The organism is Treponema sp. R8-4-B8 (assembly GCF_054786175.1).
Genome location: NZ_BDHE01000489.1, coordinates 254519 through 274239, shown reverse-complemented (window position 1 = coordinate 274239; position 19721 = coordinate 254519). Strand labels below are relative to the sequence as shown.

The 19721-nt window shown below is 44.5% G+C and carries 19 protein-coding genes; 12 read left to right on the top strand and 7 right to left on the bottom strand.

The genetic code is table 11. From position 1 onward, the window contains the following. Positions 1 to 1095, top strand: a complete 1095-nt coding sequence (locus ACYVRA_RS16525; RefSeq protein ID WP_461253835.1) for an HD domain-containing phosphohydrolase — start codon at positions 1 to 3, stop codon at positions 1093 to 1095. A gap of 167 nt (positions 1096 to 1262) precedes the next feature. Here ACYVRA_RS16525 and ACYVRA_RS16520 read toward each other — a convergent pair whose 3' ends face one another. Further along, on the bottom strand, positions 1263 to 3440 hold the full coding sequence (locus ACYVRA_RS16520; protein ID WP_461253834.1) for a sodium-translocating pyrophosphatase: 2178 nt from the start codon (positions 3438 to 3440) through the stop codon (positions 1263 to 1265). A 183-nt stretch (positions 3441 to 3623) separates the two neighbouring features. Between ACYVRA_RS16520 and ACYVRA_RS16515 the strand changes: the two genes are divergently transcribed. Then, entirely contained in the window at positions 3624 to 4664 is a 1041-nt protein-coding gene (locus ACYVRA_RS16515) for a TRM11 family SAM-dependent methyltransferase (RefSeq protein ID WP_461253833.1), read from the top strand. A 1117-nt stretch (positions 4665 to 5781) separates the two neighbouring features. Further along, positions 5782 to 6873: an IS110 family RNA-guided transposase gene (locus ACYVRA_RS16510; protein WP_461253832.1), complete on the top strand. Its 1092-nt coding sequence runs from the start codon at positions 5782 to 5784 to the stop codon at positions 6871 to 6873. A 129-nt stretch (positions 6874 to 7002) separates the two neighbouring features. Here the strand turns inward: ACYVRA_RS16510 and ACYVRA_RS16505 are convergent, their stop codons facing one another. From ACYVRA_RS16505 to ACYVRA_RS16495, 3 genes are all read right to left on the bottom strand, one after another. Then, positions 7003 to 8418 carry a helix-turn-helix transcriptional regulator gene (locus tag ACYVRA_RS16505; protein ID WP_461253831.1) on the bottom strand — a complete coding sequence of 472 codons (1416 nt, stop codon included), beginning with the start codon at positions 8416 to 8418 and terminating at the stop codon, positions 7003 to 7005. 29 nt (positions 8419 to 8447) lie between these two features. Further along, a complete protein-coding gene (locus ACYVRA_RS16500) occupies positions 8448 to 9110 on the bottom strand; it encodes a NirD/YgiW/YdeI family stress tolerance protein (protein WP_461253830.1) in 663 nt (220 codons plus the stop codon). A 109-nt stretch (positions 9111 to 9219) separates the two neighbouring features. Then, the gene (locus ACYVRA_RS16495) at positions 9220 to 9711 is read right to left on the bottom strand and encodes a YgiW/YdeI family stress tolerance OB fold protein (protein ID WP_461253829.1); all 492 of its coding nucleotides are present in this window, start codon (positions 9709 to 9711) and stop codon (positions 9220 to 9222) included. Between the two features lie 244 nt (positions 9712 to 9955). On the opposite strand from ACYVRA_RS16495, the gene ACYVRA_RS16490 reads away from it, so the two are divergent. The 4 genes from ACYVRA_RS16490 to ACYVRA_RS16475 all read left to right on the top strand — a co-directional run bounded on the left by ACYVRA_RS16490 (position 9956) and on the right by ACYVRA_RS16475 (position 11511). Then, positions 9956 to 10210 (top strand): hypothetical protein, encoded by a 255-nt coding sequence (locus ACYVRA_RS16490; protein WP_461253828.1) that lies wholly within the window; start codon positions 9956 to 9958, stop codon positions 10208 to 10210. Further along, entirely contained in the window at positions 10211 to 10405 is a 195-nt protein-coding gene (locus tag ACYVRA_RS16485; protein ID WP_461253827.1) for a hypothetical protein, read from the top strand. It abuts the gene before it with no gap. Positions 10406 to 10903: 498 nt separating this feature from the next. Next, positions 10904 to 11158, top strand: coding sequence for a type II toxin-antitoxin system RelB/DinJ family antitoxin (locus ACYVRA_RS16480; RefSeq protein WP_461253826.1), 255 nt, complete (start codon positions 10904 to 10906; stop codon positions 11156 to 11158). Next, positions 11158 to 11511: a type II toxin-antitoxin system PemK/MazF family toxin gene (locus ACYVRA_RS16475; protein ID WP_461253825.1), complete on the top strand. Its 354-nt coding sequence runs from the start codon at positions 11158 to 11160 to the stop codon at positions 11509 to 11511. The genes ACYVRA_RS16480 and ACYVRA_RS16475 overlap by 1 nt, the downstream gene beginning before the upstream one ends. Positions 11512 to 11526: 15 nt before the next feature. On the opposite strand, the gene ACYVRA_RS16470 is transcribed toward ACYVRA_RS16475, so the two are convergent. After that, a complete protein-coding gene (locus ACYVRA_RS16470; RefSeq protein WP_461253824.1) occupies positions 11527 to 12885 on the bottom strand; it encodes a citrate/2-methylcitrate synthase in 1359 nt (452 codons plus the stop codon). Positions 12886 to 12960: 75 nt separating this feature from the next. On the opposite strand from ACYVRA_RS16470, the gene aroF (ACYVRA_RS16465) reads away from it, so the two are divergent. The 4 genes from aroF (ACYVRA_RS16465) to ACYVRA_RS16450 are packed head-to-tail and all read left to right on the top strand — an operon-like array spanning position 12961 to position 16570. After that, the gene (aroF, locus tag ACYVRA_RS16465; RefSeq protein WP_461253823.1) at positions 12961 to 13974 is read left to right on the top strand and encodes a 3-deoxy-7-phosphoheptulonate synthase; all 1014 of its coding nucleotides are present in this window, start codon (positions 12961 to 12963) and stop codon (positions 13972 to 13974) included. Positions 13975 to 13983: 9 nt separating this feature from the next. Further along, positions 13984 to 15471 carry an anthranilate synthase component I gene (trpE, locus tag ACYVRA_RS16460; RefSeq protein ID WP_461253822.1) on the top strand — a complete coding sequence of 496 codons (1488 nt, stop codon included), beginning with the start codon at positions 13984 to 13986 and terminating at the stop codon, positions 15469 to 15471. After that, positions 15468 to 16040 carry an anthranilate synthase component II gene (locus tag ACYVRA_RS16455; protein WP_461253821.1) on the top strand — a complete coding sequence of 191 codons (573 nt, stop codon included), beginning with the start codon at positions 15468 to 15470 and terminating at the stop codon, positions 16038 to 16040. The genes trpE and ACYVRA_RS16455 overlap by 4 nt, the downstream gene beginning before the upstream one ends. Beyond that, entirely contained in the window at positions 16037 to 16570 is a 534-nt protein-coding gene (locus ACYVRA_RS16450) for a DUF2284 domain-containing protein (RefSeq protein WP_461253820.1), read from the top strand. Before ACYVRA_RS16455 ends, ACYVRA_RS16450 begins: the two co-directional genes overlap by 4 nt. A gap of 184 nt (positions 16571 to 16754) precedes the next feature. Here the strand turns inward: ACYVRA_RS16450 and ACYVRA_RS16445 are convergent, their stop codons facing one another. Beyond that, a complete protein-coding gene (locus ACYVRA_RS16445; RefSeq protein WP_461253819.1) occupies positions 16755 to 17627 on the bottom strand; it encodes a prephenate dehydrogenase in 873 nt (290 codons plus the stop codon). Then, positions 17628 to 18650 (bottom strand): 3-deoxy-7-phosphoheptulonate synthase, encoded by a 1023-nt coding sequence (aroF, locus tag ACYVRA_RS16440; protein ID WP_461253818.1) that lies wholly within the window; start codon positions 18648 to 18650, stop codon positions 17628 to 17630. It abuts the gene before it with no gap. 396 nt (positions 18651 to 19046) lie between these two features. Between aroF (ACYVRA_RS16440) and ACYVRA_RS16435 the strand changes: the two genes are divergently transcribed. Beyond that, a complete protein-coding gene (locus ACYVRA_RS16435) occupies positions 19047 to 19691 on the top strand; it encodes a corrinoid protein (RefSeq protein WP_461253817.1) in 645 nt (214 codons plus the stop codon). Positions 19692 to 19721: the final 30 nt, after the last annotated feature.

Sequence of the window (19721 nt, the reverse complement as noted above, 5' to 3'; positions counted from 1 at the left end):
ATGGAAAATGATGAAGTATTGATTATTCTGGTAGATGACAACCCGGCAAATCTTAAAATTGGGAGAAATGTCCTGTCGGAAAAATACGCGGTTGCGACGGTTACCTCCGCGGAAAAAATGTTTAACCTTTTGGAAAACAACAATCCCGCCATGATCCTGCTTGACATTGATATGCCGGAAATGAACGGTTATGAAGCGATTAAAATCCTAAAATCAAAACCGGAAACAAAGGATATTCCGGTGATTTTTCTTACCGGAAAATCCGAATCAGATGACGAACTTGAAGGGCTTTCATTGGGCGCTATTGATTACATTACAAAGCCCTTTCAACCGTCTTTGCTTCTAAAGCGCATTGAAGTACATCTGTTGGTGGAAGAGCAGCGCAGAACGCTGGCAAAACAAGCCGCTGAACTTAAAAATTTTAATGACAATCTGCAAAAAATGGTTGAAGAAAAAACACTAAATGTTTTGGAATTGCAGAACGCCCTCCTAAAAACAATGGCTGAATTGGTAGAATGCAGAGATGACATCACAGGCGGACACATAGAGCGAACCCAACGCGGAATAAAAATCCTGTTGGAAGAAATTGAAAAGAACGGCATTTACCAAGAAGAAACAAAAGGCTGGGATAAGAACCTGCTGATCCAGTCATGCCAACTGCATGACGTAGGAAAAATATCAATTGAAGACAATATCCTTAAAAAACCGGGAAAGCTTGACACAAAAGAATTTGAAGAAATGAAAAAACATTCCAGCTTTGGCGAACAGGTAATTGAAAAAATTGAAACTCTGGCAAAGGAAAGCGAATTTCTTATATACGCGAAAATTTTTGCCGCCAGCCACCATGAAAAATGGGACGGTACAGGTTATCCCCGCGGCCTTCAAGGAAACGCGATACCGCTTCTTGGACGTATTATGGCTATTGCAGACGTTTACGACGCTCTTACTTCGGAACGCCCCTATAAAAAAGCCTTCACCCATGAAGAAGCGGTACGGATTATCACCGAAGGAAGCGGAAGCCAATTTGATCCGGTGCTGGTTGAATTATTCGCGCGAAATTCACAAAAATTCAAACACTCCTCTGCTTTTATCTAGAAGACCTCACACAAAGATCACGGAGGAAGAGAAGATCACAAAGAAGAATCAGGGGTTTTTGTCCGTTATCTTATCGTGAAGCTCACGCATAGCCTTCGGACAATAACCCCTAATCCCCCTTTGTGATCTTTGTACCTTTGTGATCTTCGTGTGAAATCTTCCGAACCTTAATGAAACAAAGAAAACCGCAGAATGAGCGCCGCAAAAACAATGGAAACCATTGAAAGCAATTTTATCAAAATGTTAATTGACGGGCCGGAAGTATCCTTAAAGGGATCCCCGACAGTGTCGCCGACAACCGCAGCTTTGTGCGGGTCAGACTTTTTGCCGCCGTGGTTTCCAGCTTCGATGTATTTCTTCGCGTTATCCCACGCGCCGCCTGAGGTTGCCATCATAATAGCAAGAACAAAGCCAGAGGCAGTCGCGCCCGCCAACAGGCCTGCTACGCCGTTTACCCCAAAAATCAGTCCGACAATAATGGGTGAAATAATACCGGCTAAAGCGGGAAGCACCATTTCTTTTTGCGCGTTACGGGTGCAAATGTCAACACAGGTGCTATAATCCGCTTCCGCGGTGCCTTCCATAAGCCCCTTGATTTCCTTGAACTGGCGGCGGACTTCTCTAACGATGCTCTGCGCCGCCCTGCCAACCGCGCTCATAGTCATGGATGAAAAAAGGAAGGGAAGCATTACGCCGATAAAAAGGCCAATCAGTACAGGAGGATTGTTAAGCTCAAGCCTCAATTGAAAATCGGGTTTGTACTTTGGTATGTACAATTTGATCTCGTCGATATAAGCGACGATTAAAGCCAAAGCGGTGAGCGCAGCGGAACCTATTGCAAAGCCTTTGCCGGTGGCGGCTGTGGTATTGCCAAGTGAGTCCAAAGCGTCGGTACGATTCCTTACTTCGGGGGGCAGGCCGGACATTTCGGCAATGCCGCCGGCGTTATCCGCTACAGGGCCGTAAGCGTCTGTGGCAAGCGTAATGCCAAGAGTGGAAAGCATTCCTACTGCGGATATGCTAACGCCGTAAAGCCCTGCTGAATAACTGGCCGCGCCGCCAGCCGCATAAAAACTTACCATAACAGAAATACTGACAATGACTACCGGCATAAGGGTAGAAAGCATACCAAGTGAAATTCCGCCGATGATAATTGTGGCAGGCCCGGTAAGGCTTGCCGCAGCGAGATTCTTTGTGGGGCTGTAATTATCAGAAGTAAAATATTCGGTTACAAATCCGATAAGAACGCCTGCGATCAGCCCGGACAAAACGGCAAAATAAACGCCGATGCGGCTTGGATTATTGGCGCAATCAAGGCAGTAGTAGATTACTGGGAAAGCGGCAAGGGCGATGATCGCTGAGGAGATGTATGTTCCTTTTCGCAACGCGCCTAACAAAGTTTTTTGCGACGCTTTGTCGCCGCAGCGGACAAAGAAACTTCCGATAAGAGAAGCTATCGTTCCAATGGTAGCCATAAGCATGGGAACCACCGCCCCGCCGAAATCATAGTGCGCTGAAACAGCGAGGGCGATGGTAGCGACAATGGAGCCGACATAGGATTCATAAAGGTCGGCGCCCATGCCCGCAACGTCCCCTACATTATCACCAACATTATCCGCGATAACAGCCGGGTTACGCGGATCGTCTTCGGGGATTCCAGCCTCGACTTTTCCAACAAGGTCAGCGCCGACATCGGCGGCCTTTGTAAAGATGCCGCCGCCTACACGGGCAAAGAGCGCCATGCTTGAAGCGCCCATGCCGAAGGTCAGCATCGCCAGAGAAATACGCTGTATCTGCGCGGCTTCAACTGTCAAACCGCTTGCGACCAATTCAACAATCGCGCTCGAATCGGGAGTATAAAACACATACTTCAATAAGAAGAACCAAATCGACAGATCCAAAAGCCCCAATCCAACTACGGTAAAACCCATCACCGTGCCGGAAGAAAAGGCGACACGCAGACCCTTGTTCAGGCTTTCAGACGAGGCCTGCGCCGTCCTTGAGTTAGCTGAAGTCGCTATTTTCATTCCGATAAAACCGGAAAGGCCGGAAAAGAAGCCGCCGGTGATGAAGGCGAAGGGAACAAAGGGCGTTAAAAATTTTGTAAACGCCATGATGCCCAAAACAAAGAACATCACGATAAAAAACAACCCAACCCCCGTGTACTGCCTTTTCAGGTAGGCGTTTGCCCCTTTCCGTATCGAGGCTGAAATTTTCCGCATGATCTCGTTGCCCTCAGAAAATTTCAAAACTTTCCTTGCCTGATAAGCGGCAAAAAGCAAGGCAATGATTGAACCTACCGGCACAATAAAAAATAACGTGTTAATGGATAATAATTGATTCAAGATAAACCCCCTGTGATTGAGTTGTTTTAAGAAAAACTGGCTTGGTAAAAAGACTCAATTAATAGTAATAATTATATCAGCCATTTAATTTTCAGTCAATATTTCGTAAAACACTAAAAAACAAAAGAATAGGGAACATCTTCGCGTATTGCGGATTTTAACAAAACATGGTTTTATTTGCTAATGAACGAGTTTTACGCGTCATTTATTCCCGGCTTGCAGAATTTAATCGCTGATGTAATAAAAGAACGCCTTTCCGACGCTAAGATTCACAAACTGCTTGACGGAGCCGTTTTATTTGAGACTGCGACAGGCTACGATAATCTTAATTTTTTTTGCTTTAACAATATCTTTGCCGTAATAAGCGTAATGGATCACGCGGATAACGATGTTAAGCCGAAGACCGCTCTTGAAAAGCACATAAAGTCGGCGATAAAAAACAATGCCGCAAGCGAAGTTGTCAGTAACAACAGCAAAAAATTTCACACTTTCAGAATTGTCGCCTCCGCCGAAAATGTTCCGGCGGCAATTGATGAAGAACTGAGAGCGGACGCTGAAAGTTATATTTCCCGATTTTCCGGCTTGAGAGTGAACAGAAGCCTGCCTGACGCTGAATTTTGGTTTTTGTTCAGAAGCGAAAAAAATCAAACTAATTTCTCTGTCTTTATGAAACGCCTTACCCTGCGCTCTTCATGGGAAAAGACGCTTCACAAGGGAGAACTGCCGCCGCCTCTTGCGTGGTCATTGTGCCGTCTTGCCCGTCTTTCAAGCGGCGATACCGTTCTGGACCCTTTTTGCGGCTACGGCTCAATTCCCGACGCGGCGTTAAAACATTTTCATATAACCAAATTTATCGCCTGCGATAATAACAGGGAAGCCGCCTTATACGCAAAGGCAAAATTTAACAAGCGCAAAAAGGAGGGCTTTGTTTTTTATGAGAGTGATTTCTCCTCATTGCCTTCCCTTGTCGCCGAAAAAAGCATTGACGCTATTGTTACAGACCCTCCGTGGGGTGAGTACCGGGAAATTAACAAGATCGCGTTTTATAAAGAGATGTTTGATGTTCTTCGTAAAATACTGAAAGATGGCGGGAGAGCGGTTGTGTTATGCGCGAATAGTGATGATTTTTTACGGGTGGTACCAGATTGTTTTAAGTTGGAGAACAACGTGCCGATATTGGTTTCGGGGAGGAAGGCGGTGGTTTATCAGTATGTTTACCACTAATAAAGAGCGAACTTGGGAGAGAAGAATTTACCACGAACCACACGAACCAACACGAACAGCTACACGATGTATGCCCAAGAATTTATTAAGTACAGGCGGGCAGGCTGCGCACGCTGTAAAAACTTCGTAAGAGCCCGCCTCGCACTGGTGACCACCTAAAGGTGTCCTTGCTTTTATTTGGGACTGCGGCATTTTTTGGTGCTCTCAGCGTGCGGCATTATTGATCTACACGGCTACGCCGTGCGTTTATTTGGCTGTGAGCCTTTCGGCGACTATATAGCGGTGGGTAGAAAGCTTTATCTAGGGTATGTCGCCGAACGTTTTTTCTCTGAATTTTCTTTGTTTTATTCCAAAGTCTCTCCGGCGGGGAACACCCGAAAGATGTTTTTACATCGCACGCAGCCTGCCCGCCTGTACTCAAGGATTTATTCGGCATACATCTTCTAGCGGTAATAAGCAATTTATCACTTCGTGAGCTTTGTACCTTTGTGTTCTTTGTGTGAAAATTTTTGGGGGGAATGTATTATTAAATGTTTGTAAATCGTTGTCTATTGAAGAAAAGTCCTGTGAGTAGGCAACCGGCGAGGAAAGCTAGGAGAAGATAAAAAATAGGGCGAAAGCGATGGATTGTTTCATTCAAATTTAAATCTCCTTACGAAAAAATTCACACGAAGAACACTAAGGGACAAAGATCACAAAGAAGAGCAAGTACACTGCACCTACGGTTATTAGTAGATAGTGGGTAGTGGATAGCATTTCGCTTCCTCTAAACACTATCCACTACCCACTACACCACCCCTAGTGTACAAATGTCACCTAACGACACTACCAAAAAGTGGTGACAGATTGCTATGATATAAATTATTGGGAAAGATTGGTACTCTGATCTGACGGGATCAGAGAGCCGGCAGCAGGTTGTAGGGTGTCGTGAGGACGCGCTGAAAAAAGCCGTGATCCTCGAGTGTCAGATTAATCACAGCAGGCCGCCGTAAAGCAAAGTGTTGCTGCCGTCCAAACGCCTGAAAGCGGAAGAACGGCAGACAACGAATAGGAGTACGGTGTTACCAGTCACCCGAAAATCGCTCCTGATCCTTATTTTATATTAAGGAGAGGAAATATGAAAGAAGAAAAGAGAAGGTTTGTGGGAATTGACCTTGGAAAACGGGAATACATGATGGCGGTCATCGGCAAAAACAGCAAGATGACGATCCATCACGGGAAAACCAGTCTTCAAGGACGGCAGGCGCTGTACAGGCTTTTGGAGATGACAGACAAAATAGCGCTGGAAGCGGGAAATCTCGCGTTTATTATGGTGCGGGAGATAATGGAAAAGGTCGGCAGCGAAGTGCGGGTGTTGAACTCGGCGAAACTGCCGTTTATCTGGGATGCGCCGACCAAAACTGACAAGGAAGACGCGATGAAACTGGCGCATCTTGTGGAAGAAAGGCGGGACGAAAAACTGCCGATAGTGCCGCTGCCCAGTGAGAAAGAAATGGAGCGGCGGAAGATACTGTCAAGTTATGGAAGGGAAATGAAAAACCGGACTGGTCTGATCAACACGTTACACGCCATATTCGTGCATCAGGGGCATACCACTATAGTGAAGAAAAATCTTGCGACGGCGGAACGGCGGCGGGAGGCGATTCAAGTTTTGACGGGATATGAGAGGGAAGAAGCGGAATGGCTTTTGAAATATCTGGAATTGCATGATCAGCGTATAAAGGAATTGAGGGAAAAAATAAAGGAAGAGGCGAAAAACGATGAGGACATGAAGCGGTTGCAAAGCATACCCGGCATCGGCCCTGTAGTGGCTTTCGCGTTTACGGCCCATGTCGGAGACGGCAGCCGGTTCAGCAAAGGGGCGCAAGTGAGCAATTATATCGGATTTGTCCCGAGGCTGGATTTTTCCGGGACAATCCAACGGCACGGGCATATAACCAAGCGGGGGAACGGTTATCTTCGCGGTTTGCTTGTGCAAGCGGCATGGTCGATGACGCTCTCAAAAAAAGGCGGGGCTCTTTTTACGCGTTATAAATATTATACGTTATGCCAGGAAGTAAGTAAAAAGAAGACCATAGTTTCGATAGCCCGCAAATTGGCGGAACTTATGTATTCGGTATTATGCAACAAAACGACTTATGAGGCGAGGAAATGGGATGGTCCGAAAAATATGCCGGTTGTTTCGACCGGACAAATAATGTGTGCTTAAGGAGAGGGAGCGGTCAAGAGGAAAAAACAAAATTCCTCTTGGCTAAATCATAGGAGACACCAATGCGTCTTCCATGTTTATGATTGTTTTACACCTACAAATGATTGTAGGTTGGTCAAAATAAATACGCTATTTTGTTTTTTCCGTTGAGATAGTATTGTACCGTGCAAAAAGTTCAGCCCTGCTCTGAATACCCAACTTGCGGTAAAGATTTTTTTGATGAAAGAGAACCGTATAGTAACTGATTTTCAGGGTATGGGCGATTTCTTTAGGCGCTCTGCCGGTAAGCAGCATGGTAAAAATTTCTTCTTCACGGGGCGTTAGATCAAGATTGTTTTGTGCGTTAATCGCTTCCGCCTGTGCAAATGGCAGGGAATATTCTTCCATATCCCGAAGGTAGAGACCGTCTGTCCAGTCCGCATCAAACAATCTTTTTTGCATAAACGGCATGAGCAAAAGGCTGACGCTGACCAGTACCAGTACAACGCCAAAAGCAAGAAACTTATGGGGCGTATCAAAATAATTGAAGTAAAGGGTAAAGAGACCTGAAATAACAAAATACTCGACAAAGAACATAAGGCAGTACAGCCTGAACATTCGCAGGGACTTGCTCCGCTTGATTGCTCCGGCGCACATATAGCAGATAACAATGTAACCGAGACCGTCTCCCAAGCCGTAGGCAAAAGAACCTGAAATAAGCGTTACGTGCGTATCGTATAACAGAGCGCCTAATCCCAACAGGGAAAAAACCAGAAACATCAGCCAGAGATACAGTGCGCTACGCCCAATGAGCAGTTGGACGATAATTACGAGACCGACAGAAATAAAAGTTCCCACCCCAAACGCAAGACCGGACAGGCTGTTTTCTCCCCACTCAATGTAATTTACCATACACACGATCATATAAAACACAACGTCAAGACCGATGACAAAGGGAACGCCTGACCCTTTGCCGTCACTGTCAATATTGATTTCCTGCGGTTTTCCGCAAAGAAAAACAATGACAAGAAAAATTGCCGTTACAGAAACTAATCCCCATTTTTCACCAGCCGTATGAAAAGCGGGGAATATGCTCCATGTCGCATAATAAATGCCGTAGTAAAATTGAATAATCGCCATGCCGAACAGACGTTCAATGTTGTTCAACACAAAACAGAACAAAAAGAAAGCGCAGGCGGCGCATAATCCATTAAAAAATTTAAAAGCCATATACAGGGTAAACCACACGAAACCTACCGGCATGAAAATCAGGAAGGGAAGGAGAATTGCGGAAACAACCGCCGTAAAACGCAGAAACGGCATTATCTGGTGTTTGGGGGTGAAAGTTAAGATGAGCCAGCCAAGACCTAAAAGAAAAAATGTTAATTCTGAAGATCGAAACCCTGCCAACGCTATACTATGGTCATAATAGCGCAAGTTTCCCATAACAACAGAAATAGGAAAAATCAGCAGATATGGCAACAGTTCCTTTCTGATATTCCGAAAGGATAGTTCGTCACGTATTTGAAAAAGTTTTGTAATGGCAAAGTCCAATTTTTTAGGCAATCCGTATACCCCTTTTTGTTCTATAAAAATTAAATTTTTCTTATTGCGTGTACTTTAATGAAAACTTGCCCTCTTTCTTTTTTCACTTCGCCTGAAATCTCAACTCTGTCGGATACTCCGACCGATAAACCACGCCACTCTTTCGGTCCAATGTCAATGGTTATTTCACCCGAAGAGTCACGGAAAGTATAATCATGGGGCGGCGGTAACGAGTAGACTATATTTCCGGTTAATACTACCCATGAATCATGGGGCAAGTTTTGCGCTTCATTGATCGTAACATTATACCGTCGGACATTTGATCTTGTTGCCGAAGTTATGGCGTGTACTTTAATAAAAATTTGCCCTCTCTCTATTTTTACTTCTCCACAAATTTCCACACGGTTTTCCGCAGTGTCCGATGTTGCGGCTGACAAGCCTCTCCATTCTTTCGGACCGATCTCAACGGGAATTTCCCCTGATGAGTCTCTAAACATGAAATGTCTGCCGCCAGGCAGTACGCTAACGATATTTCCGGTTAATACTATCCATGAATCATGGGGGTAATTTTTTGCCTCGCTAATTGTTATAGGCTGGCTGACCATAACAGGCTGTCCATTTGTACCCGGTCCGGTAAATCCCTGCCCGTAAACAAATACCGTTGTGAATAACAGCAATAAAATAAATATGCTTAAAGGTGTATATCCTCTCATCAATAAACCTCTTAAAACAGACTACCCTAAAAAACCAATAGGGTCAATTTACAGGCGGATAAATAACAAATACACTGTTGACGCATTATCCGCCTGTAAAACGGAAAAATTAAATTTTCCTGATATATCTTGCATGAATTTCAGGCGCTCTTTGCCAGTCCCTTTGATCTAGGTGAAGTTCGCCGCTGATTTCAATTTTCTCGGAAGGGCTGATATTTGAACCTAAAGCGTACCATTCCCGCGGGCCTATTCTCAAGATTATTTCACCTGATGAATCACGGAATAAATATAAATCACCGCCAATAGCCTGAACGATAGTCCCTGTTACAATTACCGGAGTTCTGTGTGCATAAGTTTTTGCCTGTTCTACTGTAACAGTCCGTGCCGGACCTGTGAATCCATATCTGTCTGGAATTCCTTCAACTGGAGGCGGTGGTAGGTTTGACCCGGGTCCTCCTGGGGGCGGTGGGTTAGTGCCGGAACCAAAAGGGGGCGGCGGCGGTGGATTAACGCCGGGACCTGTAAAGCCCTGTGCGGAAACGGTTGCTGTCGCAATGAGCGAAATCAAACAACAGACGAAAAAAAGCGTATACTTTTTCATAGTATACCTCCTGAAATAAATTTACGTGTTTCAAAACACGCATTTATGAAAAATATACGGCTTGAAAAATAAGTCTGCTACCTGCAAAACTTAGTAGGTTTGCCTGTTTTTAGCGTTTTTTTACCTGCTAAAAATAGTAGGTTGGAGATACTATTTCATGCACTAAAATTATCAAACAGCGAGAAATGCACGGCGGAGGTTTCAAAAAGCCGTGAAAAGTGGTATAATATAGGCAGGGGTTAATGTGGATATTGTCATTTTGGATAGCGCACTTAAACATGGAATATCAGAAGAAAGCATCATGTTTTGTATATACAATTACAGAAACGACAAAACGCTACATGAACCCCCTTTGAAACGCCTGTTTGTTGGTTTTGACCATTTGGGAAACGCAATTGAAGTAATTGCAATCGAAGAAGAAGACCGCAATCGTTTGGTGGTAATACACGCCAATAAATTGCAAAAAAAGTATTTTTATTTATTGGAAGGAGACAATTAAATGGATTACGATAATATTGACGTTGACAAAATTGTAGAAGAAGTCCACAAAGCTGAAGATGAGGGGAGGTTGCTTCCTACATCAAAGCAAAAATCAATGCTTGCCCGTCTTGCCGCCCTAAGCGCAATTGTCCGAAATATGCAGGAAATAGTTGAGAAAGATTACAACCTTTCCTGTTCATCAAAAAGTGCCTGATACCGAGAAACGCACGAGGGTTATGCCTTTATTTGCGAGGGAATAGGGGGACTATGACCATTAGCGGTATAAGATGTATGCCCAATAAATTTCTTGTTAGTATTGGCTCGGAGGTGCAGCCAAATAAACGCACGGCGTAGTCGTGTAGAACCTCAACCGAGACCGTAGGTCGAAGGTTCCCCTCTTGATCAATAATGCCGCACGCTGAGAGCACCAATAAATGCCGCAGTCCACAATAAAAGCAAGGCCGCCTTTAGGTGGCCGACAGTGCGAGGCGGACTCTTACGAAGTTTTTACAGCGTGCGCAGCCTGCCCGCCTGTACTGAATAAATCCTTTGGGCATACATCGTGTGAGGGAGAGGGGAAGAGGGACTTGCAAGTACCAGCTGATTATTTTATAGTAAAAAAAGGGAAAATCATTAACACAGCTTGTTAATGATCGGTTGAAATCGCCGTTATCGCCAACTTATTGGCGCCAAGGCTAAATGAGAGGTTATTATGGTACAAATGGCAGTAAACGTAGACGAAAATGTAAAGCATGACATTGAAAAACTGTATAACAGACTTGGAATGAATATAAACACAGCCGTTAATATATTTTTTCAGCAATGCCTTATTGAACAAGGTTTGCCGTTTCAGCAAAAAGCAATGCGTAAACACATAACGCTCAAAGAACGCCTTAAAAACTATAGCGGGAATTACAAAGCCGAAGAATGGGACACGGGAGAACCTGTTGGAAGAGAACTGCTCTAATGGCTTATAACCCACAACAAGGCGATATAATTAAAATGGATTTCACCCCGACTAAAGGTCATGAACAGCGAGGACACCGCCCTGCCGTTGTCGTAAGTAATGCCAGTTTTAATAACTTTGCCAGAGGTGTTGCGTTAGTATGCCCTATTACCAACACAGACAGAAACATATCAATACACATCAAATTGGACAATAGAACAGCAACAACAGGCGTTGTTATGACCGATCAAGTAAAAGCCCTTGATTTAACTGTACGAGATGCCAGTTTTATTGAAAAGATACCATACGATATTTTATCCGAAATATGCGACATAATAAGCGGATTTACCGAAATTGAAGAAGCAGAAAATTAGAACATGCAACGGTAACTACTTACGCTCTTTCATCACAATATACGGCTGCTGTTTCGTTACAGACTTGTACGCTGGGCGGATAATTTTTCCGTTATTCACAATTTCTTCCAGCCTGTGGGCGCTCCATCCGGCGATACGCGCTACGGCGAATAGCGGCGTGAAAAGTTCTTCGGGAATATCGAGCATACTGTAAACAAAGCCGGAATAAAAATCGATATTTGCGCTTACGCCTTTGTAGATTTTGCGAATCCTCCCGATAATTTGCGGCGCTAATATTTCCACCTTTGTATAAAGTTTGTATTCATCGTAACGGTCTTTTTCTTTCGCGAGCTGTTCGACAAATTGACGGAAGATAAGAGCGCGCGGGTCCGACAGAGAGTAAACCGCGTGACCCATTCCGTAAATTAAACCGGAACGGTCGAAACCTTCCTTAGCAAGAAGTTTTTCAAGATACGCTGTTATCTCGGCGTCATCGTTCCAGTCTGAAACATTTTCCATCATGTCGCGGAACATCTGCACAACTTTGATATTTGCGCCGCCGTGCCGGGGGCCTTTCAACGACGCAAGTGAGGCTACAACCGCCGAATATGTATCGGTATGAGACGAAGTTACGACATGATTTGTAAAAGTCGAATTGTTGCCGCCACCATGTTCAGCGTGAAGCACAAGGGCGAGGTCTAAAAGTTTAGCGTCAAGATCAGTGTAGCTTGAATCCGGGCGCAACATGTGAAGAATATTTTCCGCTATGGACGCGCCCTGTTGCGGCGGATGAATCACAAGGCTTTTGTCTTCGTGAAAATGGAGATAGGACTTATAACCGTAAACGGCAAGCAGCGGAAATTGGGCGATAAGATTTATTGATTGGCGAAGAACGTTCTGGACGGAAATATCATCGGGATTATCGTCATAGGCGTAAAGAGTCAGAACGCTTTTGGAAAGCGAGTTCATCATGTCCTTGCTTGGAGCGCTCATAATCGTATCACGGACAAAATTATTCGGCAGGGCGCTGTTATCTTCCATTATATTTGTAAAGTCGTCATACTCAATCTTGTTGGGCAAATGGCCAAACAGCAGGAGAAAACACGCCTCTTCAAAACCAAACCGCTTTTCTTTTAAAAAACCGTCAACAAGTTTTTCAATGTTGATGCCCCGATAAAAAAGTTTCCCCTCGCACGGAACAAGATCGCCGTCTTCAATCACGTAGGCGATTATCTCGGAGATTTCAGTCAAACCGACAAGCACGCCCTTTCCGCTGACATCACGCAAGCCGCGCTTTACCTCGTACTTTCCGTAAAGCTCGTTTTCGATCATTCCCTTATCAAGTATTATTTTTGAGTACTTCTCTATCAATTTTCCTTTTTCTTCGTTTTCCATAGGGTAATTATAACTTAGAATGACGGCTTGCGAAACCCTAAAAAATCAATATAATTGAAGAAAACAGGAGCCTTTATGGTATTTATTCTTAAACCCAACGCGCCAAAAGATGAGGTTGACGCTTTTATTTCCGGATGGGAACAAAAAGGTTTTTCCACCATTTACAGCGTCGGGACGGAGCATACCGCAGTTTGCCTGATTGGCAACACCGCGGAAGTAGATTTGGATCAGGTAGTTAATACCAACGACATTGTAGATTACGGAAGGCGCATCACAGAGCAATACAAAGCAGTGAATAGAACGGTTCATGAAGATGACACGATTATTAAGGTTGGCGACGTTTCGATAGGGGAAGGATTTTTTACCGTCATAGCGGGGCCTTGTTCTGTTGAGAGCAATGATCAAATTTTAGAGATAGCGCGAAGCGTAAAAAAAAGCGGGGCGAAAATTTTAAGGGGAGGGGCGTTTAAGCCGAGGACTTCTCCGTACGCGTTTCAGGGCAAACAATCGGAAGGACTTGATATGCTTCGCATGGCAAAGAAGGAGACTGGCCTTCCCGTTATCTCTGAAATAATGAATCAGACGCAGATTGATTTATTTGACGATATTGACATTCTGCAAATAGGAGCTAGGAATATGCAGAACTACGATTTATTAAAAGAAGTCGGCAAGTCAAAAAAGCCTGTTCTTCTTAAACGGGGGCTCGCCAACACAATCGAAGAACTTTTAATGAGCGCCGAATACATTGTCTCGGCGGGGAACAGTCAGGTTATTCTTTGCGAGCGGGGCATTCGCACTTTTGAGACAATGACACGTAACACGCTGGATATTTCCGCCGTTGTTCTTCTCAAGCAAAAGACTCATCTCCCGGTCATTGTAGACCCAAGCCACGCAGCCGGCGCAAGGAGCCTTGTTCCGCCGCTTTCAAAAGCAGCGTTAGCGGCAGGAGCGGACGGGCTTATGATAGAAGCGCATAACAACCCCGCGAAAGCGTTATGCGACGGGGCGCAATCCCTTGATTTGGAGCAATTTAGCTCTCTCATGGAAGAGTTAAAAAAACGCGCCGTATTGGAAAATAAAATTATTTAAGGATAAAAAATGATTAAGCCGTCATTAGAAGAAGTTGAACAAATTGCCGCTACAGGGCAATACAGCGTAATACCGATGAGCATGGAATTGTACTCCGATATGTTCACGCCGATTGATATTTTAAAAAAATTAAAAAAGGCAAGCGGCCACTGCTTTATTCTTGAAAGCGCCGAGGACACAAAAACATGGGGCAGATATACATTTTTGGGATTTGATCCAATAATGGAGATCACCTGTCTTAACGGTTTAATGAATATTAATACGGATAAAACAAATTTTTTTAAGACAAACAATCCGAATAAACATATTCAGGAAATTTTAAGCAAATATAACAGCGTAAAATTTGATTATCTGCCTCCTTTTACAGGGGGGCTTGTCGGTTATTTTGCCTACGATTACGCGAAATACTATGAGCCGTCGCTGAAGCTTGACGCTTACGATGAGGAGCGTTTTAACGATGTCGATTTAATGCTCTTTGACAAGGTGATTTGTTTTGATCATTATAAACAAAAAGTTATTTTAATCGCGAATATAAAAACTGATGATCCGCAAATTGAATATGAAAAGGGAAAGTCAACGCTGAAATATATAAACAAATTAATTAAAAATGGAGATCATGAAAATACTCCAGCCGCCTGTTTAAAGTCTGATTTTAAATCGTTGTTTTCCAAAGATGAATACTGTCAAATGGTAAACAAGGCGAAAGATCATATAAAAGAAGGCGACATTTTTCAGGTTGTGCTATCAAATCGGTATGAAGCGGATTTTGAGGGCAGTATTTTTAACACATACCGGGTACTGCGAACAATTAACCCTTCGCCGTATATGTTTTATTTCAGCGGAAGCAATCTTGAAATCGCGGGCGCGTCGCCTGAAACGCTAGTTAAATTGCATAACGGTAAACTTTTTACCTTTCCGCTTGCGGGAACTCGGCGCAGGGGCGCAAACGAAGAAGAAGACATCGCTCTTGAAAAAGAACTTCTTGCCGACGAAAAAGAACTAGCGGAACACAATATGCTGGTAGACTTGGGCAGAAACGATTTAGGCAGAATCAGCGACTTTGGATCGGTTGTCGTAGAAAAGCACATGTCTATTCTGCGCTTTTCCCATGTTATGCACATTGGTTCTACGGTATCCTCGCAAATCCGCGAAGGCAAAACAGGGTTGGACGCGATAAACTCAGTCCTCCCCGCCGGAACGCTTTCAGGCGCTCCGAAAATTCGCGCGATGCAAATTATAAACGAGCAGGAAAAAAACAAGCGCGGCATTTACGGCGGGGCAATTGGCTACCTTGATTTCACCGGCAATATGGACACCTGTATAGCGATTAGAATCGTATATAGAAGAAACAACAAAGTATTTATTAGAAGCGGAGCCGGAATTGTCGCTGACAGCAATCCTGAATCGGAATATCAGGAATGTGTGAATAAATCCGCGGCGGTTATGAACGCGCTAAAAATTTCAACCGAAGTTTCATCAATAGGAGAGCTGGAATGATTTTATTAATCGACAATTACGACAGCTTTTCATATAACCTGTACCAGCTTTTAGGTTCGATAAACCCAGACATTGAAGTTGCGCGTAACGACGCTCTGAGCGTGGACGAAATAGCGAAGATGGCTCCGCGGTACATTGTAATCTCTCCGGGTCCGGGAAAACCGTCGGACGCGGGGATTTGCATCGATCTTATAAAAAGCCTTCACTCATCAATTCCAATTCTCGGAATCTGCCTCGGTCATCAGGCAATTTTTGAGGCTTTCGGCGGCACGGTATCCTACGCAAGCAAACTAATGCACGGTAAATCTTCGCAGGTTACTGTAGACAACAACGACGCTTTGTTTAAAGGACTTCCGCAGGTTATTCAAGCGGCTCGCTATCATTCGCTTGCCGGAATAAGATCGACATTGCCGGATTCGTTAAAAATTACGGCATGGACTCAAGACGATGAAATAATGGCGGTACACCACAAAGAATATCCCGTATATGGCGTACAATTTCACCCCGAGTCGATACTTACACCTAACGGAAAAATAATAGCGGAAAATTTTTTAAGAGCGGAAACGTGACTGAAAAATTTATAACTGACGCGCTTCTTTCCGCCGCAGTTACCACAGGCGTTCCCGTACATGAAAAGGCAATTTTGCCCGTAACAGCGCTAACCTTTTCCCCCGCCCTGCTTGACAGTTGCAAAACGAATATATGCGGCAATTACAATAAATCATGGGTTTGCCCGCCCGCCTGCGAGAGCGTTGAAGAGCAAAAGAAAAAAATACTTTCCTATAAAAATCTTTTGGTGTTTACAACAATGCACGCCCTTGAAGATTCTTTTGATTATGAGGGAATGGAAAAAGGAAGGGAACTTCATCTTTTGCTTGCCTCAGAATTAAAAAAAATACTGGACATTCCCGTTTATGGAGCGGGAAACTGCCCCGTGTGTAAAACTTGCGCTTTTCCTTCACCTTGCTTGTTTCCAGAAAAACGGATTGGCTCCGTGGAAGCAGCGGGGATTGACGTAACAAGTTTGAGTAAGGCGGCAAATATCACTTATAATAACGGACAAAATACGGTAACATTTTTTTCTGTGGCACTGTTTTAATTTAATTCGAAAATTTTCTCACAAAGGACACAAAGATACAAAGATCACAAAGAGGGAAGAGGTGGTTTTTGTCCGAGGGCTATGCGTGAGCTTTACGATAAGATAACGGACATAAACCCCTGACTCTTCTTTGTGATCTTCTCTTCCTTTGTGTTCTTTGTGTGAGGTCTTGTAGATTAAATCGTTATTCTTTTTTGCCCATCTCTATTCGGCGCTCTTTTACAACAGTTAGTCTTTTCATCAATTCGTCCGCCTGACCGTCTTTAATCAGAGTCTTTAATAAATCAAGGCTCTTTTCAAACTGATTTATTCTATCCAAAAGGGCGTCGTTGTTTTCGATAAAAATTTCAGTCCACATGGGAGCGTTCAGCATGGCGATGCGGGTTAAGTCTTCAAAACTGCCGCCGCCGAAACGGGTAATTTTTGTATCTGTTTCGCAATCAATCAAGGCAGCGGCAATCACATGGCAAAGCTGGCTTGTAAAAGCGATTTTTTTATCATGTTCCTCAGGCGTTACCTGAGTGATGCGGGCAAAACCCATGCGGTAAATAATGTCTTTTAAAAAATCAAGGTTCTCGCTCTTGTTACGCGAAATTGGAGTAAGTATGTAATTTTTTCCGTGAAAATCGCAAAGCTGTGAATTAGCAAAACCGCTCTTTTCCGCGCCCGCCATTGGGTGACCGGGAATAAAATCAACGTCCTCCCGAAATTTTTCCGCGGCTGCGGCAATGCTTTTTTTTGTTCCTCCAATATCCGTAACAATGCTTCCGCTTTTAAATTTATCTGCCCACTTATCGAGGAAACTAATTATAGCGGAAGGATTCAAACAAATAAAAACAACGTCGCAAATAGAAAGCATTTCTCCGGCGCGCTGCGCGTCATATCCGCGATCAATAAGCCCTGCCAACCGCGCCGTCTCTAAGGTTTCTTTTGTTCTATTGCAGGCAAACAGTTTTTCCTGCGCTATACCGCAATTATCGCGCAGGGCTTTGGCAATCGCGCCGCCCATAAGCCCAAGCCCCACAATGCCAAAGTTACAGTCTTTGATTGCCGGCAATTAAATCACCTTGTTTTCGATGGCGGCGTATTTGCGAAGGGTATCCATGAGAGACGAAAACGATGCCGGGGTGAGGGATTGTTCCCCGTCGCATAGGGCGCATTCGGGATCGTTGTGAACCTCGACAATAATGCCGTCCGCTCCGGCGGCAATCGCCGCTTTTGACATTGCGGGAACCATCCACGAAAGCCCAGTCGCATGGCTTGGATCCACAATTACGGGCAGATGAGTTTTTTTCTTTAGCGCGGGAACAATCGCTATATCAAGAATGTTACGCGTAAAATTATCAAACCCGCGAATACCTCTTTCACATAACACAATCTTGTCATTGCCGCCAGCCATGACGTATTCCGCAGCCATTAGCAGTTCCGTCATCGTAGACGCCATTCCGCGTTTAAGCAGAATCGGCTTTCTGCACCGTCCCAGTTCTTTTAACAGATTGAAATTCTGCATGTTACGCGCCCCGACTTGAATCATGTCAACATCGTCAAACAACTCAAGCTGGCTTATTTCCATTAATTCGGTAACAATCGGAAGCCCTGTTTCTTTTCTTGCCTCCACCAGAAGATCAAGCCCTAAACAGCCCATGCCCTGAAAACTATACGGGCTTGTCCTGGGTTTAAACGCGCCCCCGCGCAAAAAAGCCGCGCCCGATTCTTTAACCGCCTTTGCAATCGAAATTAACTGCTCTCTGCTTTCCACAGAGCAAGGTCCCGCGATAACGCTGAAGTTGCCGGCGCCGATTTTAGTCTTTTTACCGTTATATTCAAAATCCAGGATAGTATCCAGCGGATGAAACGCGCGATTCGCCCTTTTATAAGGCTCCTGTACGCGGATAACCTTTTCCACCAGATGATTGGCCTTTAACGCCTCATCGTTAACGACTGTAGTATCGCCGACAAGCCCCAGAACCGCCTGCGAAGCCCCTTGCGAAGTATCGACCTTTACACCTAACTTTTCCAGATCGGCAATTAACTTTTGAACGTCTTCCTTACTTACGCCCGGCTTTAACGCTATTATCATAATTTTCCTCTTAACCGTATTATATGAAAAATTCTAAATTAAGACTAGATAGTAAGAAGATTTCTCACAAAGAACACAAAGAAAGAGAAGATCACGAAGAAGAGGATAAAGGGTTTCTGTCCGAAGGATAAGCGTGGGCTTCACGATAAGATAACGGACAAAAACCCCCTTTCCCCTCTTTGTGATCTTTGTACCTTTGTGATCTGCGCACTGTCGGCAGCCTAAAGGCCGCCTTGCTTTTATTACAGACGGCGGCATTTATTGGTGCTACGCTGTGCGGCATTATTGATCCACACGGCTACGCCGTGCGTTTATTGAGCGTGTGTGAAGTCTTGGCGAAAAATGCCTCGACTTATTTATATAGAAAGAGTATAATTAAGTAATAAGGAGCGAAATATGTCGGGCGATTATAGTGAAATTTTTAATGAAATATCGGAACTTTTACAGAAAGGGAAAGCGAGGGATATAGCGGCATCCGTGCAGAAGGCTTTGGACGCGGGAGCGCAGCCTGCCGATATTCTTCAAAACGCGCTGATGGCGGGGATGAATATCATTGGCGGAAAATTCAAACGGAACGAGGTTTTTGTGCCTGAGGTTTTAATCGCCGCCCGCGCTATGAATAAAGCTACGGAAGCCCTAAAGCCGGCTCTCGCAAAAGCCGGAGTTCAGCCTGTGGGGCAAGCGATTATCTGTACAGTCAAGGGCGACCAGCATGATATTGGTAAAAATCTTGTTAAGATGATGATCGAAGGCAAGGGAATCGAAGTTGAAGACCTGGGCGTTGACTGCGATACCCAGTTGGTGGTAGACAAGGTAAAGGAAAGCAACGCTAAAGTTCTCTGCCTTTCAGCGCTTCTTACAACGACGATGACCGCCCAAAAAGACGTAATTGACGCGCTGAAAAATGCGGGTGTCAGGGATAAAGTAAAAGTGATGGTAGGCGGCGCTCCCGTTACGCAGAGTTTCGCCGATGAAATAGGCGCGGACGCGTACACGCCGGATGCGGCAAGCGCGGCGGAAGTTTGCAGGGCGTTTTATTAATTTTTATTCGCAAGTGAGTTAAATACCCCG

Excerpts from the sequence above, each read along its gene's own strand:
- aroF (WP_461253823.1), top strand. The coding sequence starts at position 12,961 with ATGGTATTTATTCTTAAACCCAACGCGCCAAAAGATGAGGTTGACGCT.
- ACYVRA_RS16475 (WP_461253825.1), top strand. The coding sequence starts at position 11,158 with ATGGCTTATAACCCACAACAAGGCGATATAATTAAAATGGATTTCACC.
- ACYVRA_RS16480 (WP_461253826.1), top strand. The coding sequence starts at position 10,904 with ATGGTACAAATGGCAGTAAACGTAGACGAAAATGTAAAGCATGACATT.
- ACYVRA_RS16515 (WP_461253833.1), top strand. The coding sequence starts at position 3,624 with ATGAACGAGTTTTACGCGTCATTTATTCCCGGCTTGCAGAATTTAATC.
- ACYVRA_RS16435 (WP_461253817.1), top strand. The coding sequence starts at position 19,047 with ATGTCGGGCGATTATAGTGAAATTTTTAATGAAATATCGGAACTTTTA.
- ACYVRA_RS16500 (WP_461253830.1), bottom strand. The coding sequence starts at position 9,110 with ATGAGAGGATATACACCTTTAAGCATATTTATTTTATTGCTGTTATTC.
- ACYVRA_RS16455 (WP_461253821.1), top strand. The coding sequence starts at position 15,468 with ATGATTTTATTAATCGACAATTACGACAGCTTTTCATATAACCTGTAC.
- ACYVRA_RS16495 (WP_461253829.1), bottom strand. The coding sequence starts at position 9,711 with ATGAAAAAGTATACGCTTTTTTTCGTCTGTTGTTTGATTTCGCTCATT.
- aroF (WP_461253818.1), bottom strand. The coding sequence starts at position 18,650 with ATGATAATAGCGTTAAAGCCGGGCGTAAGTAAGGAAGACGTTCAAAAG.
- ACYVRA_RS16470 (WP_461253824.1), bottom strand. The coding sequence starts at position 12,885 with ATGGAAAACGAAGAAAAAGGAAAATTGATAGAGAAGTACTCAAAAATA.
- ACYVRA_RS16485 (WP_461253827.1), top strand. The coding sequence starts at position 10,211 with ATGGATTACGATAATATTGACGTTGACAAAATTGTAGAAGAAGTCCAC.
- trpE (WP_461253822.1), top strand. The coding sequence starts at position 13,984 with ATGATTAAGCCGTCATTAGAAGAAGTTGAACAAATTGCCGCTACAGGG.
- ACYVRA_RS16510 (WP_461253832.1), top strand. The coding sequence starts at position 5,782 with ATGAAAGAAGAAAAGAGAAGGTTTGTGGGAATTGACCTTGGAAAACGG.
- ACYVRA_RS16525 (WP_461253835.1), top strand. The coding sequence starts at position 1 with ATGGAAAATGATGAAGTATTGATTATTCTGGTAGATGACAACCCGGCA.